This is a genomic window from Bacillus sp. EB106-04-02-XG92 (assembly GCF_058791995.1).
Genome location: NZ_JBYTEA010000023.1, coordinates 22,505 through 42,240, shown reverse-complemented (window position 1 = coordinate 42,240; position 19,736 = coordinate 22,505). Strand labels below are relative to the sequence as shown.

17 protein-coding genes and 1 pseudogene are annotated in these 19,736 nt (G+C 35.8%); 13 read left to right on the top strand and 5 right to left on the bottom strand.

The window, feature by feature from the left end; genetic code table 11:
• On the top strand, window positions 1-1,295 hold a 1,295-nt coding region (locus AC3WVA_RS28555; RefSeq protein WP_492322409.1), incomplete at its 5' end, for an MBL fold metallo-hydrolase.
• 663 nt (window positions 1,296-1,958) lie between these two features.
• Window positions 1,959-2,384 (top strand): DUF4879 domain-containing protein, encoded by a 426-nt coding sequence (locus AC3WVA_RS28550; RefSeq protein WP_048525317.1) that lies wholly within the window; start codon window positions 1,959-1,961, stop codon window positions 2,382-2,384.
• A gap of 280 nt (window positions 2,385-2,664) precedes the next feature.
• Here AC3WVA_RS28550 and AC3WVA_RS28545 read toward each other — a convergent pair whose 3' ends face one another.
• Together AC3WVA_RS28545 and AC3WVA_RS28540 are read right to left on the bottom strand one after the other, a co-directional pair.
• Window positions 2,665-3,696, bottom strand: a complete 1,032-nt coding sequence (locus AC3WVA_RS28545) for a S66 family peptidase (protein ID WP_492322408.1) — start codon at window positions 3,694-3,696, stop codon at window positions 2,665-2,667.
• A 638-nt stretch (window positions 3,697-4,334) separates the two neighbouring features.
• Window positions 4,335-4,871 (bottom strand): hypothetical protein, encoded by a 537-nt coding sequence (locus AC3WVA_RS28540; RefSeq protein WP_098881461.1) that lies wholly within the window; start codon window positions 4,869-4,871, stop codon window positions 4,335-4,337.
• Between the two features lie 450 nt (window positions 4,872-5,321).
• Here AC3WVA_RS28540 and AC3WVA_RS28535 point away from each other — a divergent pair.
• A pseudogene (locus AC3WVA_RS28535) lies at window positions 5,322-5,963 on the top strand (hypothetical protein).
• A 145-nt stretch (window positions 5,964-6,108) separates the two neighbouring features.
• On the opposite strand, the gene AC3WVA_RS28530 reads toward AC3WVA_RS28535, so the two are convergent.
• Complete coding sequence (locus AC3WVA_RS28530) at window positions 6,109-6,981, bottom strand: LysR family transcriptional regulator (protein WP_098347154.1); 873 nt, start codon at window positions 6,979-6,981, stop codon at window positions 6,109-6,111.
• Window positions 6,982-7,162: 181 nt separating this feature from the next.
• Between AC3WVA_RS28530 and AC3WVA_RS28525 the strand changes: the two genes are divergently transcribed.
• The 8 genes from AC3WVA_RS28525 to AC3WVA_RS28490 all read left to right on the top strand — a co-directional run bounded on the left by AC3WVA_RS28525 (window position 7,163) and on the right by AC3WVA_RS28490 (window position 15,572).
• Complete coding sequence (locus AC3WVA_RS28525; protein ID WP_098347153.1) at window positions 7,163-7,891, top strand: (Fe-S)-binding protein; 729 nt, start codon at window positions 7,163-7,165, stop codon at window positions 7,889-7,891.
• Entirely contained in the window at window positions 7,888-9,300 is a 1,413-nt protein-coding gene (locus tag AC3WVA_RS28520; RefSeq protein WP_098347152.1) for a LutB/LldF family L-lactate oxidation iron-sulfur protein, read from the top strand. Before AC3WVA_RS28525 ends, AC3WVA_RS28520 begins: the two co-directional genes overlap by 4 nt.
• A gap of 1 nt (window position 9,301) precedes the next feature.
• Window positions 9,302-9,994, top strand: a complete 693-nt coding sequence (locus AC3WVA_RS28515; protein ID WP_098881462.1) for a LutC/YkgG family protein — start codon at window positions 9,302-9,304, stop codon at window positions 9,992-9,994.
• Window positions 9,995-10,033: 39 nt separating this feature from the next.
• Entirely contained in the window at window positions 10,034-11,386 is a 1,353-nt protein-coding gene (locus AC3WVA_RS28510) for an MFS transporter (RefSeq protein ID WP_098881463.1), read from the top strand.
• A gap of 460 nt (window positions 11,387-11,846) precedes the next feature.
• Window positions 11,847-12,686, top strand: a complete 840-nt coding sequence (locus AC3WVA_RS28505) for a YitT family protein (RefSeq protein ID WP_000747488.1) — start codon at window positions 11,847-11,849, stop codon at window positions 12,684-12,686.
• Window positions 12,687-12,844: 158 nt separating this feature from the next.
• Entirely contained in the window at window positions 12,845-13,522 is a 678-nt protein-coding gene (locus AC3WVA_RS28500) for a response regulator transcription factor (protein ID WP_098521445.1), read from the top strand.
• 1 nt (window position 13,523) lies between these two features.
• Window positions 13,524-14,900, top strand: coding sequence for a sensor histidine kinase (locus AC3WVA_RS28495; RefSeq protein ID WP_098881464.1), 1,377 nt, complete (start codon window positions 13,524-13,526; stop codon window positions 14,898-14,900).
• Between the two features lie 201 nt (window positions 14,901-15,101).
• Window positions 15,102-15,572, top strand: coding sequence for a DinB family protein (locus AC3WVA_RS28490; protein ID WP_098347148.1), 471 nt, complete (start codon window positions 15,102-15,104; stop codon window positions 15,570-15,572).
• Window positions 15,573-15,687: 115 nt separating this feature from the next.
• Here AC3WVA_RS28490 and AC3WVA_RS28485 read toward each other — a convergent pair whose 3' ends face one another.
• Both AC3WVA_RS28485 and AC3WVA_RS28480 read right to left on the bottom strand, forming a co-directional pair.
• Window positions 15,688-16,947 (bottom strand): MFS transporter, encoded by a 1,260-nt coding sequence (locus tag AC3WVA_RS28485; protein ID WP_341013454.1) that lies wholly within the window; start codon window positions 16,945-16,947, stop codon window positions 15,688-15,690.
• Window positions 16,948-17,163: 216 nt separating this feature from the next.
• Window positions 17,164-17,787: an ArsR/SmtB family transcription factor gene (locus AC3WVA_RS28480; RefSeq protein ID WP_071759513.1), complete on the bottom strand. Its 624-nt coding sequence runs from the start codon at window positions 17,785-17,787 to the stop codon at window positions 17,164-17,166.
• Between the two features lie 185 nt (window positions 17,788-17,972).
• Between AC3WVA_RS28480 and AC3WVA_RS28475 the strand changes: the two genes are divergently transcribed.
• Window positions 17,973-19,037 (top strand): ABC transporter permease, encoded by a 1,065-nt coding sequence (locus AC3WVA_RS28475; protein ID WP_048525328.1) that lies wholly within the window; start codon window positions 17,973-17,975, stop codon window positions 19,035-19,037.
• Window positions 19,037-19,708 (top strand): ABC transporter ATP-binding protein, encoded by a 672-nt coding sequence (locus AC3WVA_RS28470; protein ID WP_098881466.1) that lies wholly within the window; start codon window positions 19,037-19,039, stop codon window positions 19,706-19,708. The genes AC3WVA_RS28475 and AC3WVA_RS28470 overlap by 1 nt, the downstream gene beginning before the upstream one ends.
• The last annotated feature ends 28 nt before the right edge of the window (window positions 19,709-19,736 follow it).

Sequence of the window (19,736 nt, the reverse complement as noted above, 5' to 3'; positions counted from 1 at the left end):
AAGTAATTGCTGCGGCTGAAACTCACATTCATGCAGATTTTCTTTCTGGGTCTAGAGAACTTTCTACTCTTTATCATACCAATTTATATGTATCTGATGAAGGTGATTGTGATTGGAAATATCAATATCTTAACGAAGGTCGATATAATTTGGTTAGAGAGGGGACAGAGTTTAAAGTAGGTCATATAAAATTTAATGTAATTCACACACCAGGGCATACACCTGAAAGCATTTCTTTTTTAGTAACTGATACAAGTCAAAATAACTATACGAATGATAAGCCAATAGGAATATTCACAGGTGATTTTATATTTGTAGGAGATATAGGAAGACCCGATTTACTAGAAACCGCTGTAGGTATGAAAGATACCGCAAAAATAGGAGCAAAACAATTATTTGATTCAATACAAAAAATAAAAACACTCCCTGATTATTTGCAAATATGGCCATCACATGGTGCAGGAAGCGCATGTGGAAAAGCATTAGGAGCAATTCCAACTTCTACTTTAGGTTATGAAAAGATGTTCAATTGGGCATTTCAGTGTAATGAAGAAAGTGATTTTGTATCGACTTTATTGACGGGGCAGCCAGAGCCTCCAAGGTATTTTTCTTTAATGAAGAATTTAAATAAGTATGGTCCTCCAATTCGTAAGAAAAGAGAAGTTACTACTATTAATACAATAGAAAAACTTCAAGAAGCTATGAGAAACGTTCAGCAAATAGTTGATATAAGGGATGTAGAGAGTTTTGCTTCTGGTCACATCGAGAAATCAATTAACATACCGTATAACAATTCCTTCACAACCTGGTGTGGATGGTTACTAGATTATAAAACAGAAACTTTAATCATTCTAGATGAGGAAAAGGTTAGAGTGGAGGAAGTTATTAGAGACTTTGAATCTATTGGGTTAGATAATAGTATTGCTTTTGCACCCTTACAAGTTATACAAAGACTTGATAGATTTGAAAGTTATAAAGAAAAAACATCAATTGAATTATATCCGCATATAAAAGATGGAAGTGTTAAGGTAATCGACGTGCGTAGTAAAAAAGAGTGGGAGGAAGGACATCTTTATGATGCAATACATATCCCTTTAGGAAATCTATTTAAGCAGCTAGATTGTATACCAAAAGATTACCCAATCATTTTACAATGTCGAACCGGATTGCGCTCTGCTATAGCAGCTAGTATTTTACAAAGAGCTGGTATAAAGGAAGTGGTGAATCTAAAGGGAGGATTTCTTGCATGGAAAAAAGAAGAGCTTCCTTATACAACTTGTAGTCTCAATGTGTAGGGAAATGATCCTTACTAATTTAAAATGGATCATGATACATTTTACAATCAAGGAGAAGAAATAGAATTGAAGTGAAATGAAATTCAAGCCACATTTTACAGTTGAAATAGAAGAATTTTAAAGAGCTGAAATATAAAAAACACCTTATAGCTATAAGGTGTTTTTTATACCTCTTACAATAATTTAAGATATATTTACTTGCGTTCATTAGGTAGTTAGAGTTAGAGGTTAATAGACTATCTTTAACGAAAAATGTTGAGTAGTTCCCCTTTATTATACATTAATATATATAAATAAAAAGGAATTTTTGCATCTGCAATCCTTTTCTTATTTAATACAACCTTGAATTTTATTTTTTCTCTCGTTGCTTTTTTTTCTTCATCTTGTAGTACGCCCCTAGTGATGATATTCATACTAAGGCATGGACAGATGAATCAAAATAAAAATCATATAGATTCATAGGTTAGAAGCGTATAGGAACAAACAATATGATCTGTTCCTATTTTTTATTAATAAATAATGGGATGTCATATAACTGCAGAAACATAAGATAGAATATTCTCATTAATATTTCTGCAGTTTTAAACTATATACATATAAAGGTAATAGGATTATATTGGCAATGAAAGAGAAAATAATAGATAGATGGAAGGGGATGTTATTATGTTTAAAAAAGCAGCACTTGGTATTTCATCGTTAGCAATAACTGCTTTTGTCGGATTAGGAATGGCAACAGAAGCTTCTGCTGGACCTGCAGCACCACTTACTTCACTAAATGTCGTACAAGTAGAATCTGAGCAGGGCGGAGTAGAAACTATTAATCCAAATAGTTTTAGCACAACACGTGACCATGGGGGAAAATACTTATATATTACTACGAAGGAAATGGGATATGGTCAAAATCCATTTGCGAAAATGAATGGTTTTAATGTGAAAAGTATTGGATCCACTATAATTGGCGGAAAACCAATTGTTGGCTGGTATTATAAGTGGGATGCTTCTGGGCATCAGCAAGGAACATTTGAATACCAGAAAACATCTATTAACGCTCCATTTAATACAATGCGAACTTCAATCTATATCAAATAAATATTGTGCACAGCTATAGAGTTATGACACGCAGCATGAAATTTATAAAATTGAATTCATTACAATAAAATAAGAGTCTTCCTTAATGGAAAGACTCTTATTTTATTGTAATGATTATGTGAAGGGGTGAAGACAGAAATTTTAAAGCGATATTTAACATAAAAAATAAACTGAATTTCCTTGAATACCTATGAAAAGAATAAATTTTCGTTCTGGGAGAACTTCAAAATGTTAGCTTGATAGCGATGTGAATGGAACCCTCACTGATTAAAGTTTCACTTTATTCCACGCCACTTTCCAAAATAGAGAAAGATCCATTTTCACAATCAATTTCTGCCAACGCGCCGTAAGGTAAAATAAACTTTGGCTCGGTATGACCAAAATTTAAATTATAAAGAATTGGCAAATCTTCTAAGTTATATTCTTTCATAACTTTTAGTATTTCATGTTTATATTCTTCATAATACATTTCGTCTTTTGGTTTACCGAAAATGATCCCTTTTGCTTTTTGGAGAATGCCTTGCGCTGCGTAATTTCGTAAACAATACTTTATATAACTTGGTTCTGGATGGTCTTCAGAAGTTTCAAAGAAAAGGATACTATTTTCCCAATGTTTTTTCTCTGGCCAAATCTCCGTTCCTTTTGCAAATTCCAGTACTTCTATACAACCACCAATTAAGCGTCCTTGTACAGTAGTAGAGCCTTGAAGTACCTCATATCCTTTATTTTGCTGCATCGTACGCCTTGTATCTTTATTTACCTCTATCCATTCTAAACGCTCACTCGTCCATTCAGGCGCTGGTTGAATTTCGCCAATAACTTCATTTGAAAAAAGAGTTCGCTTTACCATTTCAACTGTATATGGATCCATCTCTATATTTTCAGCAAAATCCGTTAAAATTGCTGGACCGTAAAAGGAGGAAATTCCTGCTTTATGACAAAACAAGTGTGAAACGGTAAAGTCAGAGTATCCCATAAAAATTTTCGGGTTTTCACGTATTACATTAAAATCTATATAGGGAAGTAAGCGAATGCTATCTTCTCCGCCAATATTCGCAATAATTGCTTTCACGCGCGTATCTTGAAATGCAGTCATTAAATCTTCCGCACGAGCTTGTGGATTGTTATAAATGAATTCGCTACCTTTTAAACTATTCGGCATTGGAACAACCGTAAGACCAAAAACTTCTTCTAATCTCTTTACTCCTTGTTCATATCGCCATCTTATTTCAGAATCACCTGCGCCTCCCCACGAAGGACTTACTGTTGCCACGATATCACCTGGCTGTAATCTGTTTGGTTTTATTAACATGTTAACTCCGCTCCTACATAATGTAATGGACTACAATTATACAAACTGTAGCATTGAAAATATGATGCATCACATTTATTTCTTCATCATCATTCCGTTTACCTGCTGCTATTCATGAATTCAGTCTTAGTGTTGAATTGCATTTGAGAATTACAGTATGCAACATTGCATGAGAAAGAGGGATGCTATTTTCTGCAATCTGTAACTGTAATGATTATAAGTTGGTCGTATTCAATCCGAAAAATAAATCATCATGAATGGAGAGGAGATAGCTTTTCCTGAACAAGAAAGCTATCGCCTTTAGGCACTTGGGATGAAAGTGAGATTGGATACGGAGTGTCACTAAAAATCGCAACGTTCGTGGTGCTAAAGTGTCTGAAGTATAGGTAGTTTATTCGATTTTTGTTGGGATTTTTAGGGGAGTATTCTTTAATTATTAGATAGAGAGGTAAAATAAAAAATACACCTAATTACTAGGTGTATTTTTTAGACTTGAAAACCACATATGTATTGAAAATTTCTCTTGGGTAGAGTGTATCACAATAGAACTCATGTATATACATAATATTCGTTACATCGAATGGTTTCCTTGTAAATATATGAAAATGGTAAACTAAATAGATTTCAATTTGGGCAACTTAAATACCTGTACCATGTTCAGAGTTAGCGGGAGCACCACCAGTGTCACCGATGTTTAATGCAGGAGCCCAAGTATCCGCATGTGAATCTAATTTTGAGCTTAAATCAGCATGTGTCTCTTGTTTAGGAGCAGGGAAATGTTCGTGCCCCTCAAGTTTCGGAGTCGGCGTATCACCAACATTTAAAGCAGGAGCGCCAGTATTACCATGCGCTTCTAACGTAGGAGCAAAGAAGTCAGCGTGACTCTCTTGTTTAGGAGCAGGGAAATGTGCATGCCCTTCTTGTTTAGGAGCGCCGCCGGTATCGCCAATATTGAAAGCAGGAGCCCAAGTATCCCCTTTATTATATGATGAAATAGGAGGTCTTCCATGATCATAAGCAGGAGCGCCACCGTAGTCACCATGATTTTCTAATTTCGGAGCAGGAACATCGCCATGCTCCGCTTTCACAACGCCGCCATCCCCAATATTTAAACCAAAAAGACCAAAGCTAAACACTGATAACCCTACAACAGCTGTACTAATTTTTCTTTTCAATCTATCTCTCTCCTTTTGCTATGGTTTTCCATTTTGTCTAAACGTGGTAGATAAAATGAAATGAATCGTAAAAAATTACCAATTATATTACGATATACGAATAATTCTGTGTAATATTTTGTAAAACCTCCTTGAAATTTGAAATTTATGAAAATAAAATTCGACATGGTTTATTATTCAACTAGTTGAATAAATTGTGATTGAGTTTTTATAAAGCTATTCGTTAACCTTAGGACCGAAAGTAGTTCTTAATTTCTTTACACCGTGGTCATAAGGTTATTTTAGCTTTGAATTAAATTAAAGCCCTCTTGCTGTATATTTAAAAATTACAGTATGTAACATTGCATAAGAAAGATGGTTGCTATTTTACATAACCTGTAACTATAATAGTTACAGGTTGGTCGTATCCAATCAAAAAAATAAAATCATCATGAATGGAGATGTTTCATAATGGGTATGAAAAAAATAATTTTAGCAGGTGCTTTAGGTATCGCAGCATTATCAGGAACGAATTTACCAGGATTAGAAGTAACAAAAGCGAGTGCAGCTTCTATTGAATCAAATTTCTCGACGTTAGAAGGGCGAGTAGTAGAAGTAGATAACGGTGTAATTGTCGTAAAATCTAAGCAATATGAGGAGCCTGTTAGTGTATACATGGATACTTTCTCAAATGTGAAAGTAGGAGATGAGGTTAAGGCTACTGGATCTATGATGCGTAATTTTACAGAATATATGGTTGCAACTGCAATTGAAAATACAACAAACAAGTAAGGCATGCACATGAAAGAAGATGGCTCACCTGATTATGTAATTGGGGAAGTAGCAAAAGTGGGGACGATGGAAGATGAGGGAGACGATGCTACTAAATATGTCGTAGTTGAGTATCCATCACTAAACGGTAAGAAAGTCATTATTGATGTTTTCTTAACGAAGGGACAAGTATTTCATACGGGTGAGAAAGTAAAAATTGATATGAAGTATGTAGGCTGGGGCGGAAGTTCTATTAACTGGAACACAACGGACAATATTGAAAAAGTTTATGAGGTAAAGAGCAACGTTGAAAATAATGATGATGTTTGGATTTGGTCTTAATTAGAATTCTGTAATTAACAAATGTAACATGCAGCACCCATCAAATGATTATTTGATGGGTGCTTTTTTCTGTTTAAAAGGATTAATGCACCATTCTCATATGCATATAAGCGAAGAGATGCATCGCTACACCTCCAAAATGAATTCATGTACATTCTATAAATCGTTGTGCTCTTTTAGAAAGTGTCCGATCTTTCAGCCATATAATCGATGATTCGGACTGATAAGGGAAATCCATTACATCTACTATTTTTATAAATTCTTGCGAGATATGAGATACAGCACTTTTAGGCAGGATAGACGCGCCGACTCCAGTCATGATAAGCATAAGAATAAATGCCGAGTCTGGACATTCACATGCTATGTTTAATTGAATACCGCGGTGCCTGCATTCATCAATGACGAGCTGATGATAGCTGTTTTCTTTATCTTTATGTAAAAGTAAAAGGGGAATATGACTTAATTCGGTTAGAGGAATTGGAAGCTGTGAGTGATATAGTTCCCATTTAGCAGGCATGACTAATACGTATGGTTCTTTTGATAAACAAATGCTAGAAAAAACATCTTTATTAAAGGGGGAGCGTAAAATAGCAAGTTCGATATATCGATTTTCTAATTGCTCTATTAAGTAAAAAGGGCCACCTTCCCATATCTTTAAGTTCATATTTGGGTAGTTTTCTTGAAAATAGCGGATTTTTTCAGAGAGAAAAGGAATGCAAGAATGAAATGCTCCAATAGATAGATTTCCCCTTAGCCCTTCACCGGTATCTTTAATTTCCGTAATGGTTTCTTCTAATTGCTGAATAATGTTTTTTGCTTTCGTATATAAAATTTTTCCTTCTTCAGTTAAATGCATATTTCGACCGTTTCTTTCAAATAAGTTTACTGATAATTCTTGTTCTAGTAGCGATAGCTGTCTACTTAGAGGTGGCTGTGCCATATGAAGCCGCTGGGCAGCACGCGTAAGCTGTTTTTCTTCAGCGATTACAGTAAAGTAACGAAGTTTTCTTATATCCATTTCAAAGTCCTTTCTATACCTTTTTTGTATACAAAAACAACCTTATAGATAGTTTTCATATAATACCCCACATGATATCATAAACAAAAAGTTTTAAAAATAGAAAATTCTAAAAATTTAAAATTTAATTCGGTAGAATCATAACTTGAAAATAGATCGTACCGTTTTAAGGGGGATTTTTATGAAAGTTTCGTTGTTTATTACTTGTTTATCAGATATGTTTTTTCCTGAAGTAGGTAAAAGTGTCGTAGAAATTATGAAGCAATGTGGAGTGGAACTAGATTTCCCAGAAGGACAGACTTGTTGCGGACAACCAGCTTACAATAGCGGATATCAGGAAGAAGCAAAACTAGCAGCAAAGCAAATGATAAAAGCATTTGAGCATAGTGAATATATTGTGACGCCTTCAGGTTCTTGTGCCAGCATGGTTCATCATTATTATAAAGAAATGTTTAAAGAAGATAGTGAATGGTATGAAAAAGCAGTTCATTTAGCGGATAGAACGTATGAGTTGACGGATTTTTTAATAAATGTACTTGGAAAAAGTGATTTGAAATCTAAGTTGGTTGAGAAAGCTGTTTTTCACCAATCTTGTCATATGAGCCGTGCACTTGGGATAAAAGAGGAACCACTTCAGTTATTATCGCAAGTAGAAGGTCTAGACGTAAAAGAATTACCATATTGCCAAGATTGCTGCGGGTTTGGTGGCACCTTTGCAGTGAAAATGAGCTCGATTTCTAAAACGATGGTTGATGAAAAAATAAAACATATTGAGGCGGCAGATGCAAACCTTTTAATTGGAGCAGATATGGGATGTCTTATGAATATTGGAGGAAGATTGCGCAGAAAAAATAAAAATATTCAAGTGTTACATGTAGCAGAAGTACTGGCGAAGGGGCTGAATAAATGAGTGCGGCGGGGGAACAAGTTTTTTTGAAAAGAGTAGATAAAGCGTTGCACGATCCGCAGATGAGAAGCGCGGTTCCGTTTACACAAGATAAGCTTCGGATGGGACGGGAACAAGCTACACATGAATTAGGGAATATGGAAGAATGGCGTGAGGCAGCATCTGAAATTCGGATGCATACAATTGAAAATTTAGATAGTTATTTGGAACAATTAGCTACTAATGTCCGAAAAAATGGGGGGCATGTTCATTTTGCTTTCAAAGCAGAAGATGCCGTATCGTATGTTTCTGAAATCGCAAGAAAAAAAGGGGCGAAATCAGTAATTAAGTCAAAGTCCATGGTTTCAGAAGAAATACACCTTAATAAAAAATTAGAAGAGATAGGGGTGAAAGTAGTAGAGTCTGATCTTGGAGAGTACATTATTCAATTAGCTGGAGAAGCTCCATCCCATTTAATTGCCCCAGCCATTCATAAGACAAAGGAACAAGTAGCAGAGCTTTTTTCTAAGGAAGCTGGAAGAAAGATACCGGTTGATACAAATCAACTACTACAATTTGCTAGGGAGCAATTGCGTAAAGAGTTTTTAGAAGCTGATATTGGTATTTCTGGTTGTAACTTTGCAGTAGCGGAATCTGGATCAGTTGTTCTTGTAAGTAATGAGGGAAATGCTCGTCTTACTACGACATTACCAAAAGTTCATATTGCTATTATGGGGATGGAACGTCTCGTTCCCACATGGAAAGATCTTGATATAGTCATTTCGATGTTAACAAGAAGTGCGACAGGCCAAAAAATTACATCTTATGTAACTGGAATTAATGGCGCACGTTTACCTGAAGATATGGATGGACCTGAAGAGTTTCATTTAATTATTCTAGATAATGGCCGTTCTGATATTTTAGGAACTGCTTATGAAGAAGTATTAAAGTGTATAAGATGCGGAGCTTGTGTAAATGTATGTCCTGTGTATCGTAATATTGGGGGCCATGCTTATGGAAGTGTGTATAGCGGACCAATTGGGGCAGTACTAGCACCTTTATTAGAAGGGTATGAAGAATTAAAAGAACTACCTTTTGCATCAAGTTTGTGCGGAGCGTGTACAGATGTTTGCCCTGTGAAAATTCCATTACATGACCTTCTCATTGAACATCGTAAAGATGTAGTGGAACAAGGGTTTATAACGAGATTTGAGAAACTGGCCTTTAAAGGTTTTACGTTTATGGCGAGCCATCCGTTCATTTATGAGAAAACTATTAAAATGGCACACACAGGTTTATCGATATTTGCAAAAGATGGATATATTGCGAACGGTCCCGGCCCATTAAAAGGGTGGACAGAAAGTAGAGATTTTCCAAAACCTGCGAAACAATCATTCCGTGATTGGTGGAAAAAAGAAATGAGGGATTCATAATATGAATACGGATGTACAACAATCTTTTTTAAACAATATCGCACGTAAACTAAACCGAGAACGTCGCTCGGGGGTCAATCCTCTTAAGTGGAAAAACAATCCACTCAGACAAATTCCTAAAGAGACAAATCACGAAAGTTTAGTAGAGCAGTTTATTGCAAACTTAAATACGTTACATACAGAAGTAAGTCATATATACCGTTCAGAAATAGAGAGTGCACTTCAGTACGTTGTACATAAATTTAATGTTCAATCTGCGTTGTATTGGGATGACGATAGATTACATCAGCTTGAAATAGGAAAGCATTTAACTGGAAATTTCGTTTCTCATCGAATTTGGCAAAGTAAAGAAGGTGAAAGAGAGCTACGGGATTATGCAGCTCAAGTGGATATGGGCATTACATATGCCGAAATGGGACTCGCTGAGACTGGAACCGTTGTTTTATGGAATGGTGGTGGACGCGGACGTTTAGTTAGTGTTTTGCCAGCAGTTTATGTAGCGATTCTCTCAGAACATACCATTTATAGACGTTTAACTGAAGGAGTAACTAGTATTCACGAACAAGTTTCGAATGGATTACCTGCCTGTATTAATTTTATCACTGGACCGAGCCGGACAGGTGATATTGAGATGGAATTAGCTTTCGGAGTTCACGGCCCCGGAAAGGTTCATGTCATTTTATTAAAGGATTAGAGAGAAAAACAAAAGAATACGAGGGGAGTGGGGATTTTGATGAAGAATAAATTTCGTTATTATGTCTTTACAATGCTCACGTTTATTACGATGGTAAATTATATTGATCGAGGGGCCATCGCTTATGCACAGTCTTTCATTATCAAAGAATATGGCTTTGACCCGAAGGAATGGGGAGCTATATTAGGATATTTTGGTTACGGTTACATGGTCGGTTCTTTATTAGGAGGCATTTTTTCAGATAAAAAAGGGCCGAAATTTGTATGGATCGTAGCAGCAACAGCTTGGTCTATTTTTGAAATTGCGACCGCTTTTGCTGGAGAAATAGGGATTGCTGTTTTTGGAGGGTCTGCTTTAGTAGGATTTGCAATCTTCCGGGTTTTATTTGGATTAACAGAAGGTCCATCTTTTGCGGTATCAAATAAGACAGCAGCAAACTGGGCAGCTCCGAAAGAAAGAGCGTTTCTAACATCTCTTGGTTTTGTTGGTGTTCCGTTAGGTGCAGTATTAACGGCACCTGTAGCGGTCTTCTTACTATCTTTCACTAGCTGGAAAGTAATGTTTTTTATCCTTGGTATAATTGGAATCGTATGGGCGATTATTTGGTATTTTACTTTTACGAATATGCCTGAGGATCATCCACGGGTGACAAAAGAAGAACTAGCTGAAATACGAAGTACGGAAGGTGTACTTCAATCCGTAAAAGCAGAGAAAGAAATTCCAAAAGAGCCATGGTACTCCTTTTTTAAAGTTCCGACATTCGTTATGGTTACGATAGCGTATTTTTGCTTCCAATACATCAATTTTTTAATATTAACTTGGACACCGAAATATTTGCAAGATGTATTCCATTTTCAATTATCTTCCCTTTGGTATCTTGGGATGATTCCATGGCTTGGCGCTTGTATCACATTGCCACTAGGGGCGAAGCTATCTGATCGTATTTTACGTAAAACAGGGAATCTTCGTTTAGCTCGAACAGGGTTACCAATTATCGCTTTATTACTTACAGCGATTTGTTTTAGCTTCATTCCCGTGATGGACAATTATATAGCTGTATTAGCGCTTATGTCGCTTGGAAATGCATTTGCTTTTTTACCGAGTTCATTATTTTGGGCAATTATTGTCGATACGGCTCCTGCTTACTCAGGAACATATAGTGGAATTATGCACTTCATCGCTAATATCGCCACAATCTTAGCCCCGACTTTAACTGGATATTTAGTTGTAAGTTATGGCTATCCTTCTATGTTTATCGTAGCTGCCATGTTGGCTGCTATTGCAATGGGGGCGATGTTGTTTGTGAAACCAGGGCAGCAAACGAAGACGGAAAGCTTATTTAACTGGAGAAATAAGAAGGGGTTAGAGGAACCTCGTGCAAATTTTGAATGAGTAATGAAGTAAAATCGAATAGTGGTGGTATATGAAAAAACTCCTGAACTCGCATACTAAGTGTGCAAATTTAATGGAGTTTTTTTCATTACGCGGAAGAAATAAAGTGAAATGATCAACAACATACAGAAGTATAAAATGACATATAAATCTCTGTGATCAAATATTTGATGCGAAGTTTATTCTATAGCTTCGCCTATTTGCTTTGTACTCGAAGTATGTGCGAATGAGTGTTCATTTTCATTTTTTAGCATCAATTGCATGTGAAATCAAAACTTTGCTTGTAGTACATAATAAATACAGTTGTTACCCTTTTTAAATTACATGTGGATATAGGACAAAGTTGATTTATTATCCTATATTAAAATAAAAATAAACCACTGTTCGATTTGAATATTCCACGATATAATGGTGAGAGTTTATGGCAGAATAAATATTTACATAAGAAGTGAGGTACTGTATGAAAAAAAGAACGACGGACATTATTTTTATTATTATTGGTGCATTTCTTTTTGCGTTAGGTGTCAATTTGTTTGTTATTCCGAACGAGTTTGGTGAGGGTGGAGTAACTGGTATCACGATTATTACGTATTATTTATTTGAATGGTCACCAGGCTTAGTTAACTTAATTTTAAATGCGATTTTGTTAATAGCTGGTTATAAATTTTTAAATAAGATTACAACAATTTATACGATTATCGCTGTAGTTACGAACTCTCTATTCCTTCATTTGACAGAAGGTTGGACGATTGCTTCGGATGAAATGCTCGTAAATGCCATTTTCGGAGGAATATTTATTGGGTGCGGGATTGGTCTTATTATTCGCGTTGGCGGAACAACAGCAGGTACTACCATCTTAGCAAGGATGACGCATAAATATTTAGGATGGAGCATTAGCTATGGTTTACTGTTCTTCGATTTAATTGTTGCGTTTTCATCTTATTTCATCATTGGTGCAGAAAAACTGATGATAACAATTATTATGCTGTATGTAGCAACGAAAGTGATGGAGTTTGTAATTGAAGGTTTAAATCCGAAGAAAGCCATTACGATTATTTCTGATAACCCGAATGAAATTGCCGGGAAGGTAACTACCTTAATGGGCAGAGGGGTTACGGTGTACTCAGGTCATGGCTATTACACGAAAACTCCGAAGGAAATTCTGTATGTTGTTATTAATAAGCAAGAAGTAGTGAAGCTAAAACGGATTGTTCAAACTACGGATCCGGCTGCGTTTATCGCAATACACGATGTTCGTGACGTGTTCGGAGAAGGATTCGTTGATATTTCTAAAGCTTAGAACTTATTTTTCATTAAAATAATCTTAATACTAAAACGTAAGAATCTATTTTGAATAATCTTTTTTCAAAATAGATTCTTTTTCTTTTTCTTTTTCTTGCAAAAAATCCAATTGTTTCTTAAGGTAAGGATGTAGAAGGATGAACAAGAGAGGGTTTAATGAAGATGATACATATTTTATTAGCTGATGATGATAAGCATATTAGAGAGTTGTTACATTACCATTTACAAAAAGAGGGGTTTAAAGTTTTTGAAGCAGAAGATGGAAAGGTAGCGCAAGACGTACTAGAGAAAGAAAATATTCATCTTGCGATAGTAGACATTATGATGCCGTTTGTTGATGGCTATACGTTATGTGAAGAAATCCGGAAGTATCATGATATACCGGTTATTTTATTAACTGCGAAAGATCAGTTAGTTGATAAAGAAAAAGGATTCATTTCTGGGACGGACGATTATATTGTAAAACCATTTGAGCCAGCTGAAGTCATTTTCCGTATGAGAGCATTACTGCGTCGTTATCAAATGCTGAGTGCTGATATGATTACACTGCACGGTACAACAATTGATCGAAAAGGGTTTGAAGTGAAGTGTAACGGTCAAACGATTTTACTTCCGCTGAAGGAATTTGAATTGTTATCACAACTGGCTAGTTATCCTGGAAGAACATTTTCAAGAGAAGAACTAATTGAATTAGTATGGGGAATAGATTTTGAAGGAGATGAACGAACAGTTGACGTTCATGTGAAGAGACTACGAGATCGCTTCTCAAAACGAACGGATGATTTTCAAATTACGACAGTACGCGGACTCGGTTATAAGTTGGGGTTGAAATAAAGTGAAATCATTATATTCTAGATTTGTTTTTATGACGGTTGGGATCATGTTACTTAGCAGTATTATCGGTTTTTTATTAACAAATGTGTACTATCAAGTGAAGTTAAAACCGTATAACAGTGAAAAGATTTTAATGTATGCGGAAGAAGTAAAATCGTTATATGAAAAGCAAAGTGAAGAAAATCAAGAGGCATACTTACAGTCTATTGCGAAGCTAGGATATGAAATTTATATTGTCGATGATCAAAAGAATGGAAAGCGTATTGGAAATGCATTTCGTAAGACGACAATAAGTGATGATACCGTTCATAAAGTATTGCAAGGAGAAACGTTTAATGGTGTTTCTACTTATCCGACGCGCCTCTTTATTACAGGGTTTTTCGATAATGAATTAATTAATAGTGTCGGTGTACCGGTAAAACACGGTGATAAACAGTACGCTTTATTTATTCGTCCTGACATTCAGAACCAATTTGGCGAGATGCGAATTTTCTTAGCGGTATTGCTTGGGTTTATCGTACTATTAAGTATTATCTTTATAGCGATTGCAGCAGGTTATATCGTTCGTCCGATTCGTAAATTTACGAAGGCCACGCAAAAAATTGCAAGTGGTGAATATGAAATTGAATTAGACGTAAAGCGAAAAGATGAAATTGGTATATTGGCAACTAATTTTCAAAAGATGACGAAAAGTATTAAAGAATTAGATGAGATGAGACAAGAATTCGTTTCAAATGTTTCACATGAATTCCAGTCGCCGCTTTCTTCTATACAAGGGTTTTCAAAAACATTGCAAACAGAAAAGATGAGCGTGGAAGAAAGAAATCACTATTTACAAATTATTGAGGGCGAAAGTAAGCGAATGTCTAGTTTATGTAAACAGTTACTTACGCTAGCGTCATTAGATAAAGAAGAGAAAGTGTTGCAAATAAAAGAATTCCATCTACAAAAGCAAATTAAAGACGTCATTTTTATGCTCGAATGGAAATGGCGTGAGAAGGATATCGCTGTTGAATTTGATGTACCGGACATTACAATACAAGGTGATGAAAACTTACTTCATCAAGTATGGAGTAACATTTTTACGAATAGCATTAAGTTTTCAAACGACGGCGGAACGATTGAATTTGTTGTAGAAGAATTAGAATTAAGTGTGATGATCTCTATATCAGACAACGGAATCGGTATGGAAAGAGAAGAAATGGATCGCATATTTGATCGTTTTTACAAAGTAGATACAGCTAGGGCAAGAAACGTAGAAGGTAGCGGTTTAGGATTATCAATTGTACAGAAAATTGTTGAACTGCATAACGGAAACGTTTCAGTGTATAGTACGAAAGGGGAAGGGACTACTGTTCAGGTGGAGCTTCCGAAATAGATGAAAGAGGCTGTTTGGAAACGGCCTCTTCTTTTTTGTCTCTAGTATACGTGTAAAGTGAAAAAATGTGAGTCATTTCCATTACATAATCGGACGAGTTTGTGGAGTGAGGTCAGGAGGAAGTTCATTTGAACATGTAGAATCTCTACAGAGTTATAAGGATTTTATTGAGACTTTAACTATTCAGGGGGGGAAATTACTTTGAAACGAACTGACTTGTTATTAAACGTACTAGATTCAACATTCAATAAAGAAAGTTGGTATGCACCGTTTAAACATGCTATAGAAGGACTTACAGCCGAACAGGCTACGTGGAAACCATCTGGTGAGGCAACGAATACCATTTGGGAGAACGTTAATCATCTTATTTATTACAAAGAGAGGCTTGCTGCAAACTTAGAAGGCCGTGAATGGACACATAATCTTGACGGTAATGATACCTTTTATCTTACTGAACAATCTAATGATGACATGGAATGGAAGAAAGTTGTTGAACGTTCTGAAAATGCTCAGCGTAATTTAAGACAGGTATTGAGCGCAATTTCTGAAAAAGAGCTTGAAAAAAATTCACTTGAGGGAAAATTACTAGATATCATGCTTCATGATGCTTATCATACAGGCCAAATTATTCAATTAAGGAAAATGCAGGGGTCTTGGCCATCAAATCGATAATTGAACGTTTTAGTTGGTGCTATTGTTATATTCTTAGTGAAGTATTGTACATTCAAAATTAAATAACTACATTTTAACCCCGTCCCAAATTTAGAACGGGGTTATGTTTAGTTTGCTATAAAGCCGCACCTTTCCCGCGCTCTACTTTAAACTGCACCCCAAAAGTATCCGCTGTAATCTCATCCGCTTTCGGCAAAGCCCGTAATTTCGGGTGAAGTAGCCATACGAGAGAAATAAATAAAATACCGATGCTAGCGAGCGCGAAAATGAGTTGGCTACTAAATACATTTGCGGTGTATCCGCCAATTAAAGAACCGAACGGCATAGCAATTGTGCCCATACTTCGCATGACTGAGTTAATGCGTCCAATATATTGGTTTGGAATTACAACTTGACTAATTGTCGCAAATAATATGTTCGTGGCACCAATTGGAATCCAAGCTAGGCTGAATAAGAAAATAGACAGCCATTGAAATGGTACGATCGTAGAGAGAAACCATAAGATAGCACCAGTCGCAAAGCCAATAATAGAGACACGGCCAACATTACATTTGCCAACCCATGAACTGAATAATGCACCGATGAGACTACCTGCTGATATAGCAGCTAAGAAGAATCCATATGATTTCACGCCTCCTAAAGAATCAGCGAAAGAAGGGAGTATGGCCATCGTCATACCAATTGAAAAATTAGCGACAACGGTACCAATTAAGAATACGCCCATTAATGAACGGAAGACGATTGAAAAGCCTTCTTTTAAATCAGTGAAATATTGTTTCGTTGAAAGTGATGTATTGGTTTCTGCTTGCTTTGGCATTTTTAATGAAAAGAACAAAAGAGCAGTAATCGCGAATGTAAAAGAGTCGATTACATATAAAGTGATTGCGCCAAGTAGTGCTACTAATATGCCAGAAAGAGTCGTACAAATTAAATCGATGCCTTGATATGCAAATGAAAAGAGTGAATTTCCTTTTAATAATTGTGTTTTATGCAGTAGAAGTGGTAAAGCTTTTGATTGTGCGGGATAGGCAAATTGTTCGATAAAGGCTACGATGGGCATGATGATGAGTAGTAGTTGAACTGTTAATAGATCGAAGTAGTGTGTAATAGGAATGATTAATATAAGAATGCATTGCAAAACTTGTGTGATGACGAGGGTGTTTTTTATTGACCATCTATCAACGAATGGCCCGGTAAGAAATTGAAGTGCAGAAGGTAATAATGTAAGAAAACCAGCCAATCCAGAATAAAAAGGATTACCACTTAACTTATATACGAGCCACATCGCGGCTACATAATACAAGCTATCTCCTATGTTTGTAAAAATTCTCCCTAAAAACAGTAAGAGGAAATTCCGGTTTTTTAATATGTCCATTTAATCTACTCCTTTATAATAAAGTGAAACTTTAATCAGTGGGAGGTTCATCCCCACTGATTATTAGTTGAACCAATCGGACGTTTACGGGCAGTTAATCTCCCACCTAACTTCTTTGCTTCAGTTGAATTTTCAGGGAGGATTCTTACTGCCCGTTACTGCCGGGTAAATTTATTCGGTAAAATAAATTTGACCGTCTATGTAAAAAAAATCGTATTACGATTTTTCTTCTTTTTTCACAAATCGCTGCATTGCTCGTTCGTCGATTTGTAGTGCAGTAGTAGAAATGTAATAAGATTTACTATTTGGATCTTTATCCGCATCTTTTGCGATATCATTTAATTCAGCCATCAATTCATGAAACTTTTTTACCCACACTTGAAATTGTTCTGGCGTAGCATCAAATTCCCAGCAAGATGAAACGTAATTCCACTCAGCTGGATCTTCGCTTACTTTTCGTAATGTAAAAGCTTCTTCTGGTGCAGTGAGAATATGGTTTTTCGTTCTTTCTGTCATTTGTAAAAAGATTTGGCGACCTGATTCGCTTAACATTTCTAAATGAGGTAATAGATCTGCGGCAGGGGTGAAGCCTCTAGCGACAGATTGATAAAACTTTTGAATGATGCCATTCTTTTCTTCTGTATAAACAATCTCTATAAAACCATTCTTTTCTAATTCTTTTAAATGATAATGAATTTTCGCCCTTGGAATGCCGAATTTCTCAGATAGTAATTGTCCTGTATAAGGACGTTCGCATAGACGCATCATCATTTCGACACGTAGTGGATCGCTTATTGCTTTTAGTTGGCTATAAGTAGTGAGTGTTAACATAGGCTTCAAAATGATCAACTCCTTAAATGAAATTACTCGGTCAAGATTATTTGACTGAATTGTACCAAGGATTCCAACTGTTTTCAATACTTTCTGAAAATTTAATCTTACTCTCTGTAATCTTCTGTTCATATTCCGTTCATATTTCTTTTTTATGATAAGTGCATAGAAAGTAAGAGGAGGGAGCGAGCGAAATGTTTTTAGCTCTGCGTGAATTAAAACAATCAAAATTACGATACGGATTAATCGGACTGATTATGGTGTTATTATCATTTTTAGTCCTTGTGATTTCAGGATTAGCAAATGGACTATCTTATGATAATGCTTCATCGATTCAAAATATGGAGGCAAATAAATTTGTACTAGCGGATGATGCGGAAAATAAATTACTTCGTTCACAAATTAAGAAAGAAGATGTTGATAACGTAGTAAATCAAGTAGGCGAGAAAGAGGCTGTTCCGTTTCATGTAAAAGTTTCAACGTATGAAAAGAAAGATAGTTCGAAAAAGGTTGATGTTGCTATTTTCTCAAGTGAGCGCGATTCATTTTTAGAGCCGAACATTGTAAAAGGTGAGAAATTAGGCACAGCAAATAACGAAATGGTTGCTGACGAATCAATTAAAGAAAAAGGAATTGATATTGGAGATACAATTATTGATCCTGTTTCAAAGAAAGAATTTACAATCGTTGGATTTACGAAAGATCAAATGTTTAGCCATACACCAGTCGTTTATGTAAATGAAGACGTATGGAGCGCTATTTCACAACCAAACCAAAAAGATTATAGTGCAATTGCACTTAACACAGATAAAGAGATTAAAAATGCACACGTAATTGACAAAAAAGAAGTACTGCAAAGTATTCCAGGATTTAAAGAAGAGCAAGGGACATTAACGATGATCATTGCATTCTTATTAGTTATCGCTGCGTTATTAATTGGTGTATTCTTCTACGTCATTACATTGCAAAAAACACAGCAATTAGGCGTATTAAAAGCAATTGGTACGAAGAACTCTTATTTAGCAAATAGTTTAGTCATACAGGCGTTATTCTTATCAGTCGTTGCGATGGTAATCAGTATTGTTCTTGTACAAGGATTAGAACAAATTTTACCAGTAGGTATGCCGTTCTTATTAACAACACCGATGATTGCACAATATGCAGCAATCTTTATCGTTATTAGTATTTTAGGAACACTTATTTCGTTATATCAAGTATTAAAAGTTGATGCGCTAGAAGCAATTGGAGGCGGGATGTAATGACTTCATTATTAAAATTAGACAAAGTAAGTAAAGTGTACGGAGAAGGGAATACGGAAGTAATAGCCCTTCATCCGATGTCGCTTGATGTGAAAGCTGGAGAGTTTATCGGCATCGTTGGTCCTTCTGGATCAGGGAAAAGTACATTATTATCAATCGCGGGTGCTTTATTATCACCGTCAAAAGGGGATATTTACATTCGTGAGCAAAATATTACGAAGCTATCAGAAAAGGAAATGACAGACATTCGTTTGAAAAAAATCGGCTTCATTTTCCAGTTCGCAAATCTCGTTCCATATTTAAATGTAAAAGAACAATTGCTTTACATTGCAAAGCTTAAAAAAGAAAACAAACAAGAATCAGAAAAGCGTGCGGATCATTTATTAGCAGCATTTGGATTAGGAGAAAGAAAAAATCATTATCCAAATCAACTATCTGGTGGAGAAAAGCAAAGGGTAGCAATCGCGCGTGCGTTCATGAACAACCCTGATTTAATATTAGCGGATGAACCAACGGCAAGCTTAGACTCAAAACGCGCACGTGAAGTTGTGGAAATGATGAAACGTGAAGTGAAAGAAAGTCAAAAAGCAGCCATTATGATTACACATGATGAAAGAATGCTTGATGTATGTGATCGTATATTGACGCTTCGAGATGGACAGTTAATATAAAGAAAAAGGCCAACCGTACATGCGGTTG

Coding starts and splice junctions, on each gene's coding strand:
- AC3WVA_RS28475 (WP_048525328.1), top strand. CDS start 17,973: ATGTTTTTAGCTCTGCGTGAATTAAAACAATCAAAATTACGATACGGA.
- AC3WVA_RS28520 (WP_098347152.1), top strand. CDS start 7,888: ATGAGTGCGGCGGGGGAACAAGTTTTTTTGAAAAGAGTAGATAAAGCG.
- AC3WVA_RS28500 (WP_098521445.1), top strand. CDS start 12,845: ATGAAGATGATACATATTTTATTAGCTGATGATGATAAGCATATTAGA.
- AC3WVA_RS28510 (WP_098881463.1), top strand. CDS start 10,034: ATGAAGAATAAATTTCGTTATTATGTCTTTACAATGCTCACGTTTATT.
- AC3WVA_RS28550 (WP_048525317.1), top strand. CDS start 1,959: ATGTTTAAAAAAGCAGCACTTGGTATTTCATCGTTAGCAATAACTGCT.
- AC3WVA_RS28515 (WP_098881462.1), top strand. CDS start 9,302: ATGAATACGGATGTACAACAATCTTTTTTAAACAATATCGCACGTAAA.
- AC3WVA_RS28505 (WP_000747488.1), top strand. CDS start 11,847: ATGAAAAAAAGAACGACGGACATTATTTTTATTATTATTGGTGCATTT.
- AC3WVA_RS28485 (WP_341013454.1), bottom strand. CDS start 16,947: ATGGACATATTAAAAAACCGGAATTTCCTCTTACTGTTTTTAGGGAGA.
- AC3WVA_RS28470 (WP_098881466.1), top strand. CDS start 19,037: ATGACTTCATTATTAAAATTAGACAAAGTAAGTAAAGTGTACGGAGAA.
- AC3WVA_RS28545 (WP_492322408.1), bottom strand. CDS start 3,696: ATGTTAATAAAACCAAACAGATTACAGCCAGGTGATATCGTGGCAACA.
- AC3WVA_RS28525 (WP_098347153.1), top strand. CDS start 7,163: ATGAAAGTTTCGTTGTTTATTACTTGTTTATCAGATATGTTTTTTCCT.
- AC3WVA_RS28530 (WP_098347154.1), bottom strand. CDS start 6,981: ATGGATATAAGAAAACTTCGTTACTTTACTGTAATCGCTGAAGAAAAA.